Genomic DNA, 15,555 nt, shown 5'->3' on the forward strand with positions numbered 1-15,555 from the left:
ATCCATGCGCATTGGGAGTGTCAGGCATAGCGCGTGCGCAGGGTTTACGACGACGTTGTCGCCGGTCGCAGGGCGAGCAAGCTCCTACAAGGGCACGCAGACAAGGGGATTGCGTCAAGCCATTGGCTTCGGCGAATATGTATACAATAAAAAACAATATTGAATACATACATGTCTGCCATCAAACCTGCCCCCGATTTCCACTGCCCTGACTGGGCCGAAGCCCTGCTCAACGGTTTCAGTCAGGTCCTTCTGCAACGCAGCCCGCTGTGCGGGCTGTTCTGCCTGCTGGCGATCCTGATCAGCGCGCCATCCTCTCTCGGCGCCGCGCTGCTCGGGGCGCTGGCCGGGCTGCTCACTGCCCAGCGTCGTGGCTATGCCAAGGCCGAGCGCCAGTCCGGCGTCTACAGCTACAACGGCGTGCTGCTGGGCCTGTTGATCGACTACCGTTTCGACGGCTCGCCGTTGACGCCGCTGCTGGTGATTGCCTGCGGCGGCCTGAGCGCGATGCTCGTGCATGCCTGGTTGCAACGCACGCCAAAAGCGTCGTGCCTGAAGGCCTACACCGCGCCGTTCGTGCTGTTCAGCTGGGTGTTGCTGATGTTTGTCGAGCCATCGTCCAGCCCGGCGACCTCGCATACCCTGCTTGAAGCACTGCCACTGGGTCTGGGCCAGGTGTTCCTGCTGGATCACCCGTTGGCCGGGGTGCTGATCGGCCTGGGCCTGCTCATTGCCAGCCGCCGCGCCGCGTTCTGGGCGTTGACGGGCTGTCTGTGCGGCACCGCTTTCGCCTTCTGGCAGCAGGAAACCCACCCGGCCCTGCTCGGCCTCTGCGCCTACAACCCGGCGCTGGCCGCCCTCGCCTTCAGCCATCTGCGCAACAAACCGTGGCTGCCGGCGATTGCCATCGTTCTGGCGATTCTGCTGCAGCCGGGCTTTGCCGGCGTGGGTCTGGCGACGCTGACCGCACCGTTCATTCTCGCCTGCTGGCTGGTCCAGGCCGGACAGCGCACGCTGCAACAGACCACCCTCAATCGGCAGTTGCGCTCCTGAACGCTTTGTCACAGGCTGGTCCGACTTTGCAAACGGAACGGCACCATGGACAGCAACACCGGCTGGCGAGAACAGCTGCGCATCATCGTATTTCAGACCGACACCAAGGCCGGTCGACGCTTCGACAAAATCCTCCTGCTGATCATCCTGTGCAGCCTGCTGGTGGTGATCATCGACAGCATCGAGGCCGTGCACCGCGACTATGCCGACCTGCTGGCGTGGATCGAATGGGGGTTCACCTTCGTCTTCGCCGTGGAATACATCCTGCGTCTGTACTGCTCGCCCAAGCCGCTGAAATACGCCTTCAGCTTCTATGGCCTGATCGACCTGCTGGCGATCGTCCCCGGCATTCTGGCGATCTACTACAGCGACGCGCAGTACCTGCTGATCATCCGCGTGGTACGGATGCTGCGGATCTTCCGCGTGCTCAAGCTCAGCCCCTACCTCAAACAGGCGCACTACCTGCTGGCAGCCCTGCGCGGCAGCAAACAGAAGATCATCGTGTTTCTGGTCACCGTGTCGACCCTGGTCACGGTGTTCGGCACCTTGATGTACGTGGTCGAAGGCCCGGAACACGGCTTCACCAGCATCCCCAAGGGCATCTACTGGGCCATCGTCACCCTGACCACTGTGGGCTTCGGCGACATCGTGCCGAAAACCCCGCTGGGGCAGATCCTGTCGTCGCTGGTGATGATCACCGGTTACTCGATCATCGCCGTGCCCACCGGGATTTTCACCGCCGAGCTGGCCAACGCCATGCGCGGCGACCAGTTGCAGCACGACTGCCCCGTATGCCGGAAAAACAGCCACGAACACGGTGCAGCCTTTTGCTCGCGCTGCGGCAATGCGCTGTTCCCGAAAGTCGATGCGATAGCCGTCAGCGAACCAGCAAAACCGTCATAAGCACATAAGTTTTTAATCTATAAGCGCTTAAAAGGTTTTCGTTATAGTCGCGGCCATTAGCCATCGCTTTTGTACATAAGAACGTTCTGCTCAAGACGCCGTTAACAACAAAGGAATTCGCAGTGAAAAAACTCTTCGCCGCCTCCCTGCTGGCTGCCGGAATGGCCATCGGCAGCGCCGCCCACGCCGCCCCGCAACTGCTCAACGTCTCCTACGACGTCATGCGTGATTTCTACAAGGACTACAACGCCGCCTTCCAGAAACACTGGGAAGCCGAGCACAAGGAAAACGTCGCGGTGCAGATGTCCTTCGGCGGTTCGAGCAAACAGGCTCGTGCCGTGATCGATGGCCTGGCGGCCGACGTGATCACCATGAACATGGCCACCGACATCAACGCCCTGGCCGACAACGGCGAGCTGGTGCCGAAGAACTGGGTCAGCCGCCTGCCGAACAACAGCGCACCGTTCACCTCGGCCACCGTGTTCATCGTCCGCAAAGGCAACCCCAAAGCCCTGAAAGACTGGAATGACCTGGTCAAGGACGGCGTCGAAGTCGTGGTGCCCAACCCGAAAACCTCGGGCAACGGTCGCTACACCTACCTCTCCGCCTGGGGCTACACCCTGAAAAACGGCGGTGACGAAGCCGCCGCGAAGAAATTCGTCGGCGAACTGTTCAGCCACGTACCGGTGCTCGACACCGGCGGCCGCGGCGCCACCACCACCTTCATGACCAACCAGATCGGCGACGTGCTGGTGACCTTCGAGAACGAAGCGGAAATGATCGCCCGCGAATTCGGCCGCGACCAGTTCGAAGTGGTCTACCCAAGCGTCTCTGCCGAAGCCGAACCGCCGGTCAGCGTGGTCGACAAAGTCGTCGACAAGAAAGGCACCCGCGCCGCTGCCGAGGAATACCTGAAATACCTGTGGTCCCCGGAAGGCCAGGAAATCGCCGCCAACAACTACCTGCGCCCCCGCGACCCGGCCATCCTGGCGAAATACACCGACCGCTTCCCGAAAGTCGACTTCCTCTCCGTGGAAAAAACCTTCGGCGACTGGCGCACCGTACAGAAAACCCACTTTGCCGATGGCGGGGTGTTTGATCAGATTTATCCTGCGAAGTAAGCACAGCGGATGGAATGAAAACGGCGACCCGAATGGGTCGCCGTTTTACATTTAATGGAACGATTAAGGCTAACTAAGCCACAGCTACACTCCCGCCGCTGCCTCCGCCAGGAAGGTTTTATATTTATAAATAACCGCTTTAGAGCAAGTCTTATATACATCTGAGTGCTTTCTTAACGCGCCAATCATATTTTTTATATACCCCTTGGCCAACTGACCCATCTGACCACCAAAGGTTGTTGGCGTTGGGACAAGCCTCATAGCGGCTGTGCAGTTATGCATTTCTTCCAGCATTTTAATGATGAGCCTTATCACTGCCTCATTTATATCCCAAGCGTTTGCCTGCTGACCATACCACTTCACCAAAACTTCTCTAACTGCTTGAACATCCGAATAATCCAGCGGCTCCACTTACAACCTCCTTTTTATACTGGCTATTATCTGCAATGCCATTTGCTCAGAGCCTGAAGTCGTTATCAACTCCACGTCGTCGCCATTTAGCACCACAATTACATGGATACCCTTCTTCTCTTTTGCCTTGTGGAACAAAACTTCAGAACCGCCTACCCGAAAAAAAGCGACTCTCGAATTACAGTCGAGCCTTAACATACGTCGTTGCGAAACAAGCTCATCATCGCTCCAAGCACTGATAGATGCAGGCGCCCCGTATATCAGACGATAATAGCCTGAAATGCTTTTTAGGCCTGGTGCCAAAAGCGGAGCTACTTCTTCCCTATCATCTTGAGCGATGTGCTGGATACCCACAGTAACTTTATCGGGGTATACAGCGATGAAACCGTCGGTGCTCAAGAATCCGACAGGTTTTCCAGGCAAGCTCATTTGAAACTTCGAGAAATATACCGGTAGGTAATCGCCTTCCTTATAGGTTAGCGATTCGAATTTTGGCGGAACGTACTCGCACTTGCCGCCGGCCAGCACCGGCCCGCTAAAAATCAATAATGCAAGACCTAACCATCGCCCAGCCGAACATCCTTTTATCTTCATATACTCGACCATCGCATATTTATTCAGACCGCCGAGGATATTTCTACAAAAGCACCTTGATGTAAATTGATAGCCTGTAGGACATTGCCGAATCTTTTGTAGCTTCTTACTAAAAACTCACTGCTCTACAAAGCGATACCGGTTGCCGCCGAAATCGCGAGCAAGTGCACACCAACCGTTTGAAGTATCTGTTACGGTTTTACGGCTATATGCGTTCAGCCAGGCAACACAGAACCTGTGGGAGGGAGCCCTGCTCGCGAAAGCGGTGGGTCAGTGAATACATCGACGTCTGACATGACGCTTTCGCGAGCAGAGCTCCCTCCCACATTTTTCCAGTGGTGAAGCAACTTGCGATGTGGCGGAAACAGAACTGCAGGAGCGCGCTTGCCCGCGATGGCGGTGTGTCAGCCATATACCTGCCACAAGGCAAATTGCAATCGCGAGCAAGCTCACTCCTACAGAACATAGTGCGTGTCAGGCTTACCGGCGGTGGCGCCAGGCGGGCTAAGGGATCGCGGTTTTCTGGATGTATGCGTTCACCCAGACAACACAAACCCCGTGGGAGGGAGCTCTGCTCGCGAAAGCGGTGGGTCAGCCATTACAGCAACATCTGACACACCGCCATCGCGGGCAAGCGCGCTCCTGCTCAGTTCCCGAACTGTCGGCTCAAGCCTGCAGGCACGCCGCTGGAGTCAGTTTCCTGCCACGGGCCGGCTGGAGAGGTGGACCAGCTCCAGCCGTTGTTCCAGCGGTAGTAGGTGCGCTGGCGGTAGAAGGTGTTGGGCACGTTATCCAGCACATGCACACCCAGGCGGGCGTCCCAGTGGCTGTTGCCGCCCGGCGGTGGGGCGAAGCTGGCGGAGGTTTTCGGGCCTGGCTTGGGAATCGGCGTGGACGGTGGTGTCTGCGGCGTGGTGCGCGGGGTGCCCGGCTGTGGCGTCGGTGACGGGCCCGGCAGGGTCGGGATCGGTTCGGAACTCTGCGGACCGGGACGCTGCGCGGCACACGCAGCGGTCAGGGCTACCAGCACACTCAGCAGGGTGAAACGGGCAACACGATACATGGCGGTTCTCTACTTGATCAGGGCTACTGATCGGGGCTGTCGATGGTCAAGGCCTGGCGGGCGGTCACGTTGCTGGGCAACGGCTGACTGCGACCGATCCACTCACCGGAAGTCGGTTGGCCGGCCCGGGATATGCGGGCAACCAGTTGGACTTCGGGAAAGTTCGACAGTTTCAGTTGCGGCATCATCGCGTCGGCGTCGGTCAGTTCGACCTCCACCGGCAGGTCGGCCACGGTCACCCGTTTGACCGCCAGCGGCGCAGGCGGGCCCGACACGGCGCGGGCAAAGACAAACACGGTGTCGCTCGGCTGCAGTTTGCCTTTCAGCGCATCAGCCACGTCCACCCGCACGGTCAGGTGGGCGCCCTTGGCTGCCATGACCGGCCCATCGTCCAGCGTGCCGCCGCTCTGCACCACTTTTTCGCTGGCCCGGGCGATGCCGCCCTCCAGCGCCGAACGCGACGGATCGTTGGCCGGTAGCACCGCCAGCAGACGCTTCCAGTACATCACCGCGTCCTGATAATGCTGGCTCTCGAACGCGTTGATGCCCTTGAGCCCAAGGCTGGTGCCTTCTTTCGGATCAAGCTTGAGCGCCTCATCGGCCAGGCCCTGAATCTGCGGCGTCCAGGTCTTGTTGCCGGCGAAATACAGCGCCTGCCCCCATTGCCCGAGCAGCTCCGGCTGACGACCGGCCAGTGCCACGGCGCGCTCGAACATGCGCGCGGCGTCGGCCGGGCGATCCTGGGCCATGTAGGTGCGGGCGAGGAAATAGATGCTCTCGGCGGAGTCCGGCTGAGCCTTGACCGCGCGCTCCAGGCGATCGGTCATCTGCGCCAGCGAAGTCGCGGGTTCGGCGAATTCGCGGGTCAGTTCGACCTTGTCGCTGGCACCGAAATGCAGATACAGCGCAAACCCCAGCAGCGGCACCAGCACGGCGGCGAGCAGCGGCAACGGACGCCCCTGACGCACTGCGCTCTCGGCGGCAGCGCCTTCGGTGTCGGCCAGCAGTTCACGGGCCGCTTCGGCACGACCGCGGTCCAGTTGCGCGGCGGAGAGCACGCCCTCCTCCTGCTGCGCCTGCAGTTCAGCCAGACGCTCCTGGTACAGCGCCACGTTGAGGGCGGTGCGATCTTCTTCGCGTTGAGCGCGGCGGCCGCGCAGGACAGGGATCAACAGGAAACTCAGGGCCACCAGCAACAGCAGGCCGGTCGCTAGCCAGAAATCGATCATCAGTGTTTTTTATCCAGCAGGTGGGCGAGGCGCTGACGCTCCTCGTCGGAAAGCACATCGGCGTCGGCGCCCTGATTACGGCGGCGACGCACAACGATCACGGCAATCACCAGCACGCCGCCGAACAGCAGCGCCGCCGGGCCGAACCAGAGCAGCCAGGTCCGCGCGTTGAGTTCAGGCTTGTAGCGCACGAACTCACCGTAGCGGTCGACCATGAAATCGATGATCTGCTGATTGCTCTGGCCTTCGCCGAGCATGCGGTAGATCTCCTTGCGCAGGTCGGCGGCAATCGGCGCGTTGGAATCGGCGATGTCCTGGTTCTGGCATTTCGGGCAACGCAGCTCGCGGGTCAGCTCGGTGTAACGCGCGCGCTCTGCATCGTCCTTGAAGGTGTAGGCGTCGATGGCCGCGTGGGCGGTGCCGGCGCCACCAAGGGCAATCAGAACCACCACGAACATGCGCCGGATCACCTGTAGGAGTGAGCTTGCTCGCGAAACAGATGTGACATCCGCAGCATATGTATCGATACGGATGCCGCTATCGCGAGCAAGCTCGGCTCCTACAAGGTTGCGCAACCAGATCATTGCTTGCCCTCGTCCACCAGCCCCTGATACAGACCGGCCAGTTTTTCCCGCCAGACCGTCTCGTCGATCACGCCGACGTGCTTGTAGCGGATGATGCCCTTGCGGTCGATCAGGAAGGTTTCCGGGGCGCCGTAGACGCCCAGATTCAGGCCGAGGCTGCCGGCTTCGTCACGGATGTTCAGCTGATACGGATCGTGGAAATCCTGAAGCCACTTCAGCGCGTCGGCGTTGACGTCCTTGTAGTTGACGCCGTAGATCACCACGCCCTGCTGCGCCAGTTTGGTCAGCACCGGGTGTTCGACCCGGCAGGCGATGCACCAGGTGCCCCAGACATTGACCAGCGCCGGTTTGCCGAGCAAGTCAGCGCGGGTCAGCGGCTTGTCGCCCTGCACCGCCGGCAGGGAAAATTCCGGAAATGGCTTGTCGATCAGCGCCGACGGCAGCTCCGACGGGTCCATGTACAGACCTTTGTAAAGAAACGCCGCCAGGCCCAGAAACAACACCAGCGGAATCACCAACACCCAACGCTTCATACTGCCGCTCCCGACATCCCCAGTGCTTCACGCACCTTGTTCCTGACCTTGACCCGGTAACGCGGGTCCAGCGCTGCCAGCAATCCGCCCAGCGCGGTAATCAACCCGCCGAACCAGATCCAGCGCACGTACGGTTTGACGTGGACGCGCACCGCCCAGGCGCCATTGTCCAGCGGCTCGCCGAGGGCGACATACAAATCGCGAGTAAAACCGGCGTCGATGCCGGCCTCGGTCATCATCGAGCGCTGCACGGTGTACAGGCGCTTTTCCGGGTACAGCGCGGTGACCTGCTTGCCATCTTCCAGCACGCGGATGGTGCCCTTGTCCGAGGTGAAGTTCGGCCCCTGAACGTGTTTCGCGCCATCAAAAACGAACATGTAGCCGCCCAGCTCCACCGATTCGCCGGGGGCCAGACGCAGATCGCGCTCGGCGCTGTTCTGGCTCGACAGCACCACACCCAGCGCGACCACGGCGATGCCGATGTGCGACAGCTGCATGCCCCAATAGCTGCGAGTCAGCGAACGCACGCCTTTGAGCAGTCCTTTGTGACGGGTCTTGTCGAGCACGTCGCGCACACCGGCCATCAGCACCCAGGCGGCGAGCAGCACGGTGGCGATCACCGCCCAATGGAAGTCGGTCATGACGAAACCGGCAATCACCGCCAGCACCACACTGCCGATCAGCACCGGGGTCAACATGCCCAGCAGCCATTTCAGCGGCGTGTCCTTCCAGCGCACCAGCACACCAATCGCCATCACCGCCATCAACAGCGCCATCAATGGCACGAACAGTGCGTTGAAATACGGCGGGCCGACCGACATCTTCGCCCCGCTCAGCGCATCCACGACCAGCGGATACAGGGTGCCGAGCAGAATCATCGACGCCGCCACCACCAGCACCAGGTTATTGCCCAGCAACAGGGTTTCCCGCGACCACAGGCCAAAACCGACATGGCTTTTCACCACAGGCGCGCGGATGGCGAACAGGGTCAGCGAACCGCCGACCACCATCAGCAGGAAGATCAGGATGAACACGCCACGCGCCGGGTCGGAAGCGAACGCATGCACCGACGTCAGCACTCCGGAACGCACCAGGAACGTACCCAGCAGGCTCAGGGAAAAGGCGGCGATCGCCAGCAAAACGGTCCAGCTTTTGAACACGCCGCGTTTCTCGGTAACGGCCAGCGAGTGGATCAACGCAGTGCCCACCAGCCATGGCATGAACGAGGCGTTTTCCACCGGGTCCCAGAACCACCAGCCGCCCCAGCCCAGTTCGTAATAAGCCCACCACGAACCGAGGGTGATGCCGACGCCGAGAAAGGCCCAGGCGACGATGGTCCATGGCCGCGACCAGCGCGCCCAGGCCGCATCCAGACGCCCGCCGAGCAAGGCGGCGATGGCGAAGGCAAAGGCCACGGAGAAACCGACATAGCCCATGTACAGCATCGGTGGATGCACGATCAGGCCGATGTCCTGCAGCAGCGGGTTGAGGTCGCGACCGTCCGGCGGGCTCTGCGGCAGCAGGCGGCTGAACGGGTTGGAGGTGAGGATCAGGAACAGCAGGAAACCGACGCTGATCAGGCCCATCACCGCCAGCACGCGGGCCAGCATGATCTGCGGCAATTGCCGGGAAAACACCGACACGGCGAAGGTCCAGCCACCGAGAATCAGCGCCCACAGCAGCAGCGAGCCTTCATGCGCGCCCCACACCGCGCTGAACTTGTAATACCAGGGCAAGGCGCTGTTGGAGTTTTCCGCGATGTACGTCACCGAAAAATCGTCGGTCATGAAGCCGTAGGTCAGGCAACCGAAGGCAAACAGCAGAAAGGCAAACTGGCCCCACGCTGCCGGGCGGGCCAGGCTCATCCACAACACATCGCCGCGCCAGGCGCCGAGCAGCGGCACCACGGCCTGCACGAGGGCGAAACACAGGGCCAGGATCATGGCCAGATGGCCGAGTTCGGGAATCATGGCTTACCCCTGTTTGGCTGGCGAAACGGTAGCACCCGGCGCCGGCTGGCCGCTGTCTTTCAGGGCCTTGGTGACTTCCGGCGGCATGTATTTTTCATCGTGTTTGGCCAGCACCTCGTCGGCGACGACCACGCCGTCGGCGTTGAGCTTGCCCAGGGCGACGATGCCCTGCCCTTCGCGGAACAGGTCCGGGAGGATGCCTCTATAGGTAATGGTCACCGACTTGTTGAAGTCGGTGACGACAAAGGTGACGTCCAGCGAATCCGCCGAGCGTTGCAGCGAGCCCTTCTCGACCATGCCACCAGCGCGGATGCGCGTGTCATGGGGCGCTTCGCCACTGGCGATCTGGGTCGGCGTGTAGAAAAGGTTGATGTTTTCCTTGAGGGCGCTGAGGGCCAGACTCACGGCGATGCCGACCCCGGCGAGGATCGCCACGATGATCAACAGTCGCTTCTTTCGCAGCGGATTCACGAATTGCTCTCCCGGCGCAAACGACGCGCCTCTTGTTGCAGGTAACGCCGCCGCGCCAGCAGCGGTGACAGCACATTGATCGCCAGTACGGTCAGGCAGATGGCGTACGCACTCCAGACGAACGGACCGTGCTTGCCCATGGCGAGAAAATCGGCAAACGATGCAAAACTCATTGTCCGGCTCCTTTGCCAGAAGCAGCGTTGCCAGCCTGGCGGCCCAGACTTTTCAGCACTTCATCCTTGACCCAGCTGGCGCGGGATTCGCGCTTGAGCACTTCCAGGCGCATGCGCATCAGCAGCACGGCACCGAAGAAGCAATAAAAGCCCAGCGCAGTGAACAGCAGCGGCAGCCACATTTCGGCGGGCATCGCGGGCTTTTCCGTGAGGCTGAAGGTTGCGCCCTGATGCAGGCTGCTCCACCACTCCACCGAATACTTGATGATCGGGATGTTGATCACGCCAACGATGGCCAGCACCGAACAGGCCTTGGCCGCGCTATCACGATTGCTGATCGCGTTGCCCAGCGCAATGACACCGAAGTACAAGAACAGCAGGATCAGCATCGACGTCAGTCGCGCGTCCCACACCCACCAGGTGCCCCAGGTCGGCTTGCCCCAGATGGCGCCGGTGAGCAGCGCCACGGCAGTCATCCAGGCACCGACGGGCGCCGCGCATTGCAGGGCGACGTCTGCCATTTTCATTTTCCACACCAGGCTGACCACGCCGCACACCGCCAGCAACATGTAGCAGGACTGCGCCAGCACCGCCGACGGCACATGGATGTAGATGATGCGGAAACTGTTGCCCTGCTGGTAATCCTCCGGCGCAAAGGCCAGGCCCCAGACGATGCCGATGCCGATCAGCAAGATGGCGGCGATGCTCAGCCACGGCAGCAGGCGGCCGCTGATGCCGTAAAACCATTTCGGCGAACCCAGTTTATGGAACCAGGCCCAACTGATGCCGCTCTTAGCCTTGGCGCTTGTGTTCATCACGCTGCCTTTTTCATCACGGTGTTCTTTGGATCAGGCGCTTCTTCTGAGCGAAGCGTCCAGAGTCGTTCGTCTAAAAACTGTCCGACTGGTCAGGTCGAATTATTCGCCAACGCTGATTTTCAAACCAGCGGCAATTGCAAAAGGTGCAAGGGTTACCGCCAGTGCCGTCAGGCTGCCAAGCCAAAGCAGATAGCCGGTCGCAGGCATGCCCTGAAGTGCCGCCTGGAGCGCGCCGCTGCCCAGAATCAATACCGGGATGTACAACGGCAGAATCAGCAGTGCCAGCAGCAAACCGCCGCGCTTCAGACCGACGGTCAGCGCCGCGCCCACCGCGCCCAGCAGGCTCAATACCGGCGTGCCCAGCAACAGCGACAATAGCAGCACCGGCACGCAGGCGCCGGGCAAACCCAGCATCAGCGCGAGCAAGGGCGACAGCAGCACCAACGCCAATCCGGAAAACGCCCAGTGTGCCAGCACCTTGGCCAGCACCAGCAGCGCCAGCGGGTGCGACGACAGCACCCATTGTTCCAGCGAGCCGTCTTCGAAATCGCTGCGAAACAGGCCGTCCAGCGACAGCAACACCGACAACAGCGCCGCCACCCAGACCAGCCCCGGCGACAGTTGCTGCAGCAGTTTCGATTCCGGCCCTACCGCCAGCGGAAACAGGGCGATGACGATGGCGAAAAACACCAGCGGGTTGAGCAGTTCGGCGGGGCGGCGAAACAGCAGGCGGGCTTCGCGGGCGATCAACAGGGTAAACACACGACTCATACGGCCCACTGCCCCAGATCCAGATCGCGATAGCCGGCCGGCGTTCGGCTCAGCGTGTGATGAGTGGTCAACACCACGGCGCCGCCCTGCTCGCAGTGTGCAGCCAGGTGCTCTTCCAGTTGCGCGACGCCCTGTTTGTCCAGCGCGGTGAACGGCTCGTCGAGCATCCACAGCCCCGGCCCCGGCAGGTACAACCGCGCCAGCGCCACGCGGCGGCGCTGGCCGGCCGACAGGGTGTGGCACGGCACGTCCTCGAAACCACGCAAACCGACCGCGTCGAGTGCCTGCCAGATGGCATCGGCTTCGACGGCGCGGTGCAGCGCGCACAGCCAGGTGAGGTTTTCCACGGGAGTGAGCAAATCCTTGATGCCAGCGGCATGGCCGATCCACAACAGGTTGTCGGCCAGTTCACCGCGATGTTCAGCCAGTGGCCGACCGTCGAGCCGGACCTCGCCGGCGGTGGGCTGCATCAGCCCGCTCAGCAGGCGCAACAGGCTGGTCTTGCCACTGCCGTTCGGGCCGCTGATCTGCACCATGTCGCCAGCTTGCAGGCGCAGGTCGAGGTGCTCGAACAGCAGCCGCCAGTCGCGCTCACAGGCAAGCCCCACGGCTTCTAGAACAGGGATCGGCATGAGGTCCTTCTTTTCGGATGGCAGGTGTGTCCGCCGGTTCAAGTCGGCGTGGTGACGGCCGTTATACTGGTGCAGCTTAACGGTAGCCCGCCGCTGACGTCGGCGCCGGATTATACATGCCGAGTCAGGCCACCCCGAGCGCAAATTTACCGAGCCAGGATTCGATGACAGCCGATATTCCCAATCTTTCCCCCGTTGCTGCCGCCACCGCCCTGTTGCGCGCCGGTGTGCCGGCCGGTGAAGTGCTGAAACTGATGGAGCCGCGCGCCGGCCTGTTGAACCAGGGCCAGGTCGCCAATGCCGAGGTGGTCAGCCTCAAACAGCTCGGCCAGGACTTCCAGTTGCTGCTGCGCCTGACCCTGAACAACGGCCAGCAGACCACCCTGCCGGTCAGCAGCTCGCTGCCCCTGACACCGGGCACCACGGTCAACGTGGCCCAGGGCACGGCCGACACCTTGACCATCAGCGTGCAGGATTTGCAGAAGGCCATCACCAACAGCCTGACCAGCATCGACACCACACAATTGCCCGCCGGCACGCTGCTGCAGGGCAAGGTGCTGACCACTCAAGTGATGGCGCAGAACGTCGCGCAACTGGCTGGACTCCCGGCCGGGCAACCAGCATCAGGCCTCACCAGCGCCAATCTGCCGACGGTGTACCGCTCCATTGTCCTGCTGCTCAACACCGCATTGGCCGGCAGCAGCCTGACCATCGACAGCCCGCAGCCGTTGCGGGTCGGTAGCCTGCTCAGTGCCCAGGTGCAGAGCAATCAGGCGCTGAACTTCATCGCCCTGCCCAACCGCCTCGACGAACTGGCGCTGGCGCAGCAACTGTCGACCCAGCAAAGCCGTCAGGCCTCGCTGCAAAACCTGCTGACGGTGCTACAGAGCCTGCCGCCTCCGAGCGATGGCAACAACGACAACCTCTCGCCGCCCCTGCGCGCCAGCATCGAGCAATTGCTGGCCGACCTGCCCGACCTGCCGCAGATGTCCACCGCCAAGGGCGTCGCCCAGGCGCTGGATGCCAGCGGGCTGTTCATGGAGTCGCGGCTGCAGGCCGGACAGAATCCGGCGCTGCAACCCGATCTCAAGGCCAACCTGTTGCGGGTCATCGCGCAGATCCTGCCGGGCCTGCCGGAGAACGTCAGCTACAACGCCGCTGCGGCGGCCAACACCCTGGCCCGCGTCATGCCCGGCATTATCCGCAGCGCCCTCGGCACCCTCGGGCTGGTGTCGGCGCCCGCCCAGGCCGTCAACTTCCCGCTGCCGTCGCGCACCCTCAGCGGCCCGCAGGACAAGGACGATCTGGAAATGCTGCTGAAGCTCGCGGCCGGGGCCATTTCCCGTCTGCAGAGCCATCAGTTGAGCGGGCTGGAACAGACCCGCACCAACGCCGACGGCACGCAAGTCACCACCTGGCAGACGGAAATCCCCATGCGCAACGCCCACGACATCGTGCCGTTGCAGGTGAAGATCCAGCGTGAGGACGTCGCCGAACGGGAAGACAGCCCCGAACGCAAAGCGCAGGAAGCGGCCGAGCGCGACAAGGAGAAACTCTGGCGGGTGGAACTGGCGTTCGACCTGGAACCCCTCGGCCCGCTGCAAGTGCAGGCGCAATTGCAGGCCGGCAGCCTGTCCGGCCAGCTGTGGGCCGAGCGCGAAAGCAGTGCTCGCCTGATCACCGGCGAGCTGGACGGCCTGCGTGCGCGGCTGGTGGCCTGCGGCCTGAATGTGCGCGAACTGGCCTGCAACCGCGGCCTGCCGCCGCAAGGCCCGCGCACGGTACTGGAACAACGCTGGATCGACGAGAACGCCTGATGAGCAAGACCGAACAGACACCGCGCCAGGCCATCGCCCTGAACTACGACGGCCGCCAGGCTCCGACCCTCACGGCCAAGGGTGACGATGCGCTGGCCGAAGCCATTTTGGCGATCGCCCGCGAGTACAAAGTGCCGATTTACGAGAATCCGGAACTGGTGAAGATGCTGGCGCGTATGGAACTGGGTGACAGCATTCCGCAGGAGCTGTACCTGACCATCGCCGAGATTATTGCGTTTGCCTGGCATCTCAAGGGCAAGTATCCGGAGGGTTTCGATCCTGATCCGCAGCCGGTGGAGCGGGATATTACGCCGGGGCGGGAGTGAGTGAGTGAGTGAGTGAGTGAGTGAGTGAGTGAGTGAGTGAGTGAGTGAGTGTGTGAGTGAGTGTGTGAGTGTGTGAGTGTGTGAGTGTGTGAGTGTGGCGAGGTTGTCATAAAACCTGCGCACTCGGTGTGTCATTTACTCCGCCGAGTCTGCTAACGCAGCCTGGTTTCGCCTGACGGCGAGTTACGCGAACTTTGTAGGAGCTGGCTTGCCCTGCGACCGGCGACGAAGTCGTCGTAAAACCTGTGTCCTTGACGCGTCTGACACTCCGCCGAGTCTGCTAACGCAGCCCTGTTTCGCCTCACGGCGAGTTACTTGGAAAAGCCCCAAGTAACCAAGGGCTCTTATCCCCGCCATACGGTACCTCGCTTATGCTCGGCATGCCCTCCCTACGGCAATGCTCCGTGGGCACGCCGCGAATGGGCCATCCATGGCCCACGCGGCTCTCGCGGCATCCATGCCGCTCGGCGCCACTGCGCATCACCTGCGTTCGGCCTTCTGGGACGGGGCCCCAAGATCAAAATCAAAAGCCCTGTAGCAGCACGGCTTGTCGGCGGTTGCGATCTTGCGGACGCCACCGCCGGCAAGCCGGACCGCTACGGATTAGCGCATGCTGTCAGCTTTTGCTTCTGGCCGAAGGCCGTAGGAGCCGGCTTGCTGGCGAGAGCGGTGGGTCAGGCAAACCGCTTTCGCGACCCTCGTAACCTCGGATCCCACAATGGTCCGTGCTGGTTCTGTGGATTGTGTTGCCACGCCGAGATCCCGCATACCCCACACACCCGTGGGAGGGAGCCCTGCTCGCGAAAGCGCCAACCCAGACGATGCTGTGCCACCTGATAGACCGCCATCGCGAGCAGAGCTCCCTCCCACATCGATTTGTGCTGGCTCCAATCTTGTTTGCCGCCTGCAAGACCACCACCGCCGGCAAGCCGGACCGCTACGGATCAGCGCATACCACCTGCTTTTGCTTCTGGCCGAAGGCCGTAGGAGCCGGCTTGCTGGCGAAGGCGGTGGGTCAGGCAAACCGTTTTCGCGACCCTCGTAACCTCGGATCCCTCCCACAGGGGTCCGTGCTGGCTCTGTGGA

The 15,555-nt window shown here is 61.9% G+C and carries 17 protein-coding genes; 5 read left to right on the top strand and 12 right to left on the bottom strand.

Annotation, left to right across the window (positions count from 1 at the left end; all coding sequences use genetic code 11):
* Positions 1 to 171 precede the first annotated feature (171 nt).
* From ACIPL0_RS24555 to ACIPL0_RS24565, 3 genes are all read left to right on the top strand, one after another.
* Positions 172 to 1,053: an urea transporter gene (locus tag ACIPL0_RS24555; protein ID WP_400599576.1), complete on the top strand. Its 882-nt coding sequence runs from the start codon at positions 172 to 174 to the stop codon at positions 1,051 to 1,053.
* Between the two features lie 45 nt (positions 1,054 to 1,098).
* Positions 1,099 to 1,956 (top strand): ion transporter, encoded by an 858-nt coding sequence (locus tag ACIPL0_RS24560; RefSeq protein WP_400599577.1) that lies wholly within the window; start codon positions 1,099 to 1,101, stop codon positions 1,954 to 1,956.
* Between the two features lie 122 nt (positions 1,957 to 2,078).
* A complete protein-coding gene (locus ACIPL0_RS24565; RefSeq protein WP_400599578.1) occupies positions 2,079 to 3,077 on the top strand; it encodes a sulfate ABC transporter substrate-binding protein in 999 nt (332 codons plus the stop codon).
* An 84-nt stretch (positions 3,078 to 3,161) separates the two neighbouring features.
* Here the strand turns inward: ACIPL0_RS24565 and ACIPL0_RS24570 are convergent, their stop codons facing one another.
* The 12 genes from ACIPL0_RS24570 to ccmA all read right to left on the bottom strand — a co-directional run bounded on the left by ACIPL0_RS24570 (position 3,162) and on the right by ccmA (position 12,326).
* Entirely contained in the window at positions 3,162 to 3,488 is a 327-nt protein-coding gene (locus ACIPL0_RS24570; protein ID WP_400599579.1) for a hypothetical protein, read from the bottom strand.
* On the bottom strand, positions 3,489 to 4,082 hold the full coding sequence (locus tag ACIPL0_RS24575; protein ID WP_400599580.1) for a hypothetical protein: 594 nt from the start codon (positions 4,080 to 4,082) through the stop codon (positions 3,489 to 3,491). It lies immediately after the preceding gene.
* 646 nt (positions 4,083 to 4,728) lie between these two features.
* A complete protein-coding gene (locus ACIPL0_RS24580; protein WP_400599581.1) occupies positions 4,729 to 5,145 on the bottom strand; it encodes a hypothetical protein in 417 nt (138 codons plus the stop codon).
* Positions 5,146 to 5,168: 23 nt separating this feature from the next.
* Positions 5,169 to 6,374 (bottom strand): c-type cytochrome biogenesis protein CcmI, encoded by a 1,206-nt coding sequence (gene ccmI, locus ACIPL0_RS24585; protein ID WP_400599582.1) that lies wholly within the window; start codon positions 6,372 to 6,374, stop codon positions 5,169 to 5,171.
* A complete protein-coding gene (locus ACIPL0_RS24590; RefSeq protein WP_400599583.1) occupies positions 6,374 to 6,832 on the bottom strand; it encodes a cytochrome c-type biogenesis protein in 459 nt (152 codons plus the stop codon). The genes ccmI and ACIPL0_RS24590 overlap by 1 nt, the downstream gene beginning before the upstream one ends.
* 122 nt (positions 6,833 to 6,954) lie before the next feature.
* Positions 6,955 to 7,491 carry a DsbE family thiol:disulfide interchange protein gene (locus tag ACIPL0_RS24595; protein ID WP_400599584.1) on the bottom strand — a complete coding sequence of 179 codons (537 nt, stop codon included), beginning with the start codon at positions 7,489 to 7,491 and terminating at the stop codon, positions 6,955 to 6,957.
* On the bottom strand, positions 7,488 to 9,461 hold the full coding sequence (locus ACIPL0_RS24600; RefSeq protein WP_400599585.1) for a heme lyase CcmF/NrfE family subunit: 1,974 nt from the start codon (positions 9,459 to 9,461) through the stop codon (positions 7,488 to 7,490). The genes ACIPL0_RS24595 and ACIPL0_RS24600 overlap by 4 nt, the downstream gene beginning before the upstream one ends.
* Positions 9,462 to 9,464: 3 nt before the next feature.
* Positions 9,465 to 9,932 carry a cytochrome c maturation protein CcmE gene (ccmE, locus tag ACIPL0_RS24605; RefSeq protein WP_400599586.1) on the bottom strand — a complete coding sequence of 156 codons (468 nt, stop codon included), beginning with the start codon at positions 9,930 to 9,932 and terminating at the stop codon, positions 9,465 to 9,467.
* On the bottom strand, positions 9,929 to 10,105 hold the full coding sequence (gene ccmD / locus ACIPL0_RS24610) for a heme exporter protein CcmD (RefSeq protein ID WP_400599587.1): 177 nt from the start codon (positions 10,103 to 10,105) through the stop codon (positions 9,929 to 9,931). The genes ccmE and ccmD overlap by 4 nt, the downstream gene beginning before the upstream one ends.
* Positions 10,102 to 10,920, bottom strand: coding sequence for a heme ABC transporter permease (locus tag ACIPL0_RS24615; protein ID WP_400599588.1), 819 nt, complete (start codon positions 10,918 to 10,920; stop codon positions 10,102 to 10,104). The genes ccmD and ACIPL0_RS24615 overlap by 4 nt, the downstream gene beginning before the upstream one ends.
* A gap of 102 nt (positions 10,921 to 11,022) precedes the next feature.
* On the bottom strand, positions 11,023 to 11,694 hold the full coding sequence (ccmB, locus tag ACIPL0_RS24620) for a heme exporter protein CcmB (protein ID WP_400599589.1): 672 nt from the start codon (positions 11,692 to 11,694) through the stop codon (positions 11,023 to 11,025).
* Positions 11,691 to 12,326, bottom strand: coding sequence for a cytochrome c biogenesis heme-transporting ATPase CcmA (gene ccmA / locus ACIPL0_RS24625; RefSeq protein ID WP_400599590.1), 636 nt, complete (start codon positions 12,324 to 12,326; stop codon positions 11,691 to 11,693). The genes ccmB and ccmA overlap by 4 nt, the downstream gene beginning before the upstream one ends.
* Before the next feature lie 164 nt (positions 12,327 to 12,490).
* Between ccmA and ACIPL0_RS24630 the strand changes: the two genes are divergently transcribed.
* A complete protein-coding gene (locus tag ACIPL0_RS24630) occupies positions 12,491 to 14,143 on the top strand; it encodes a flagellar hook-length control protein FliK (RefSeq protein WP_400599591.1) in 1,653 nt (550 codons plus the stop codon).
* Positions 14,143 to 14,469 carry an EscU/YscU/HrcU family type III secretion system export apparatus switch protein gene (locus tag ACIPL0_RS24635; RefSeq protein WP_400599592.1) on the top strand — a complete coding sequence of 109 codons (327 nt, stop codon included), beginning with the start codon at positions 14,143 to 14,145 and terminating at the stop codon, positions 14,467 to 14,469. Before ACIPL0_RS24630 ends, ACIPL0_RS24635 begins: the two co-directional genes overlap by 1 nt.
* Positions 14,470 to 15,555: the final 1,086 nt, after the last annotated feature.

This window comes from Pseudomonas sp. NPDC090208 (assembly GCF_044746785.1).
GTDB lineage: Bacteria > Pseudomonadota > Gammaproteobacteria > Pseudomonadales > Pseudomonadaceae > Aquipseudomonas.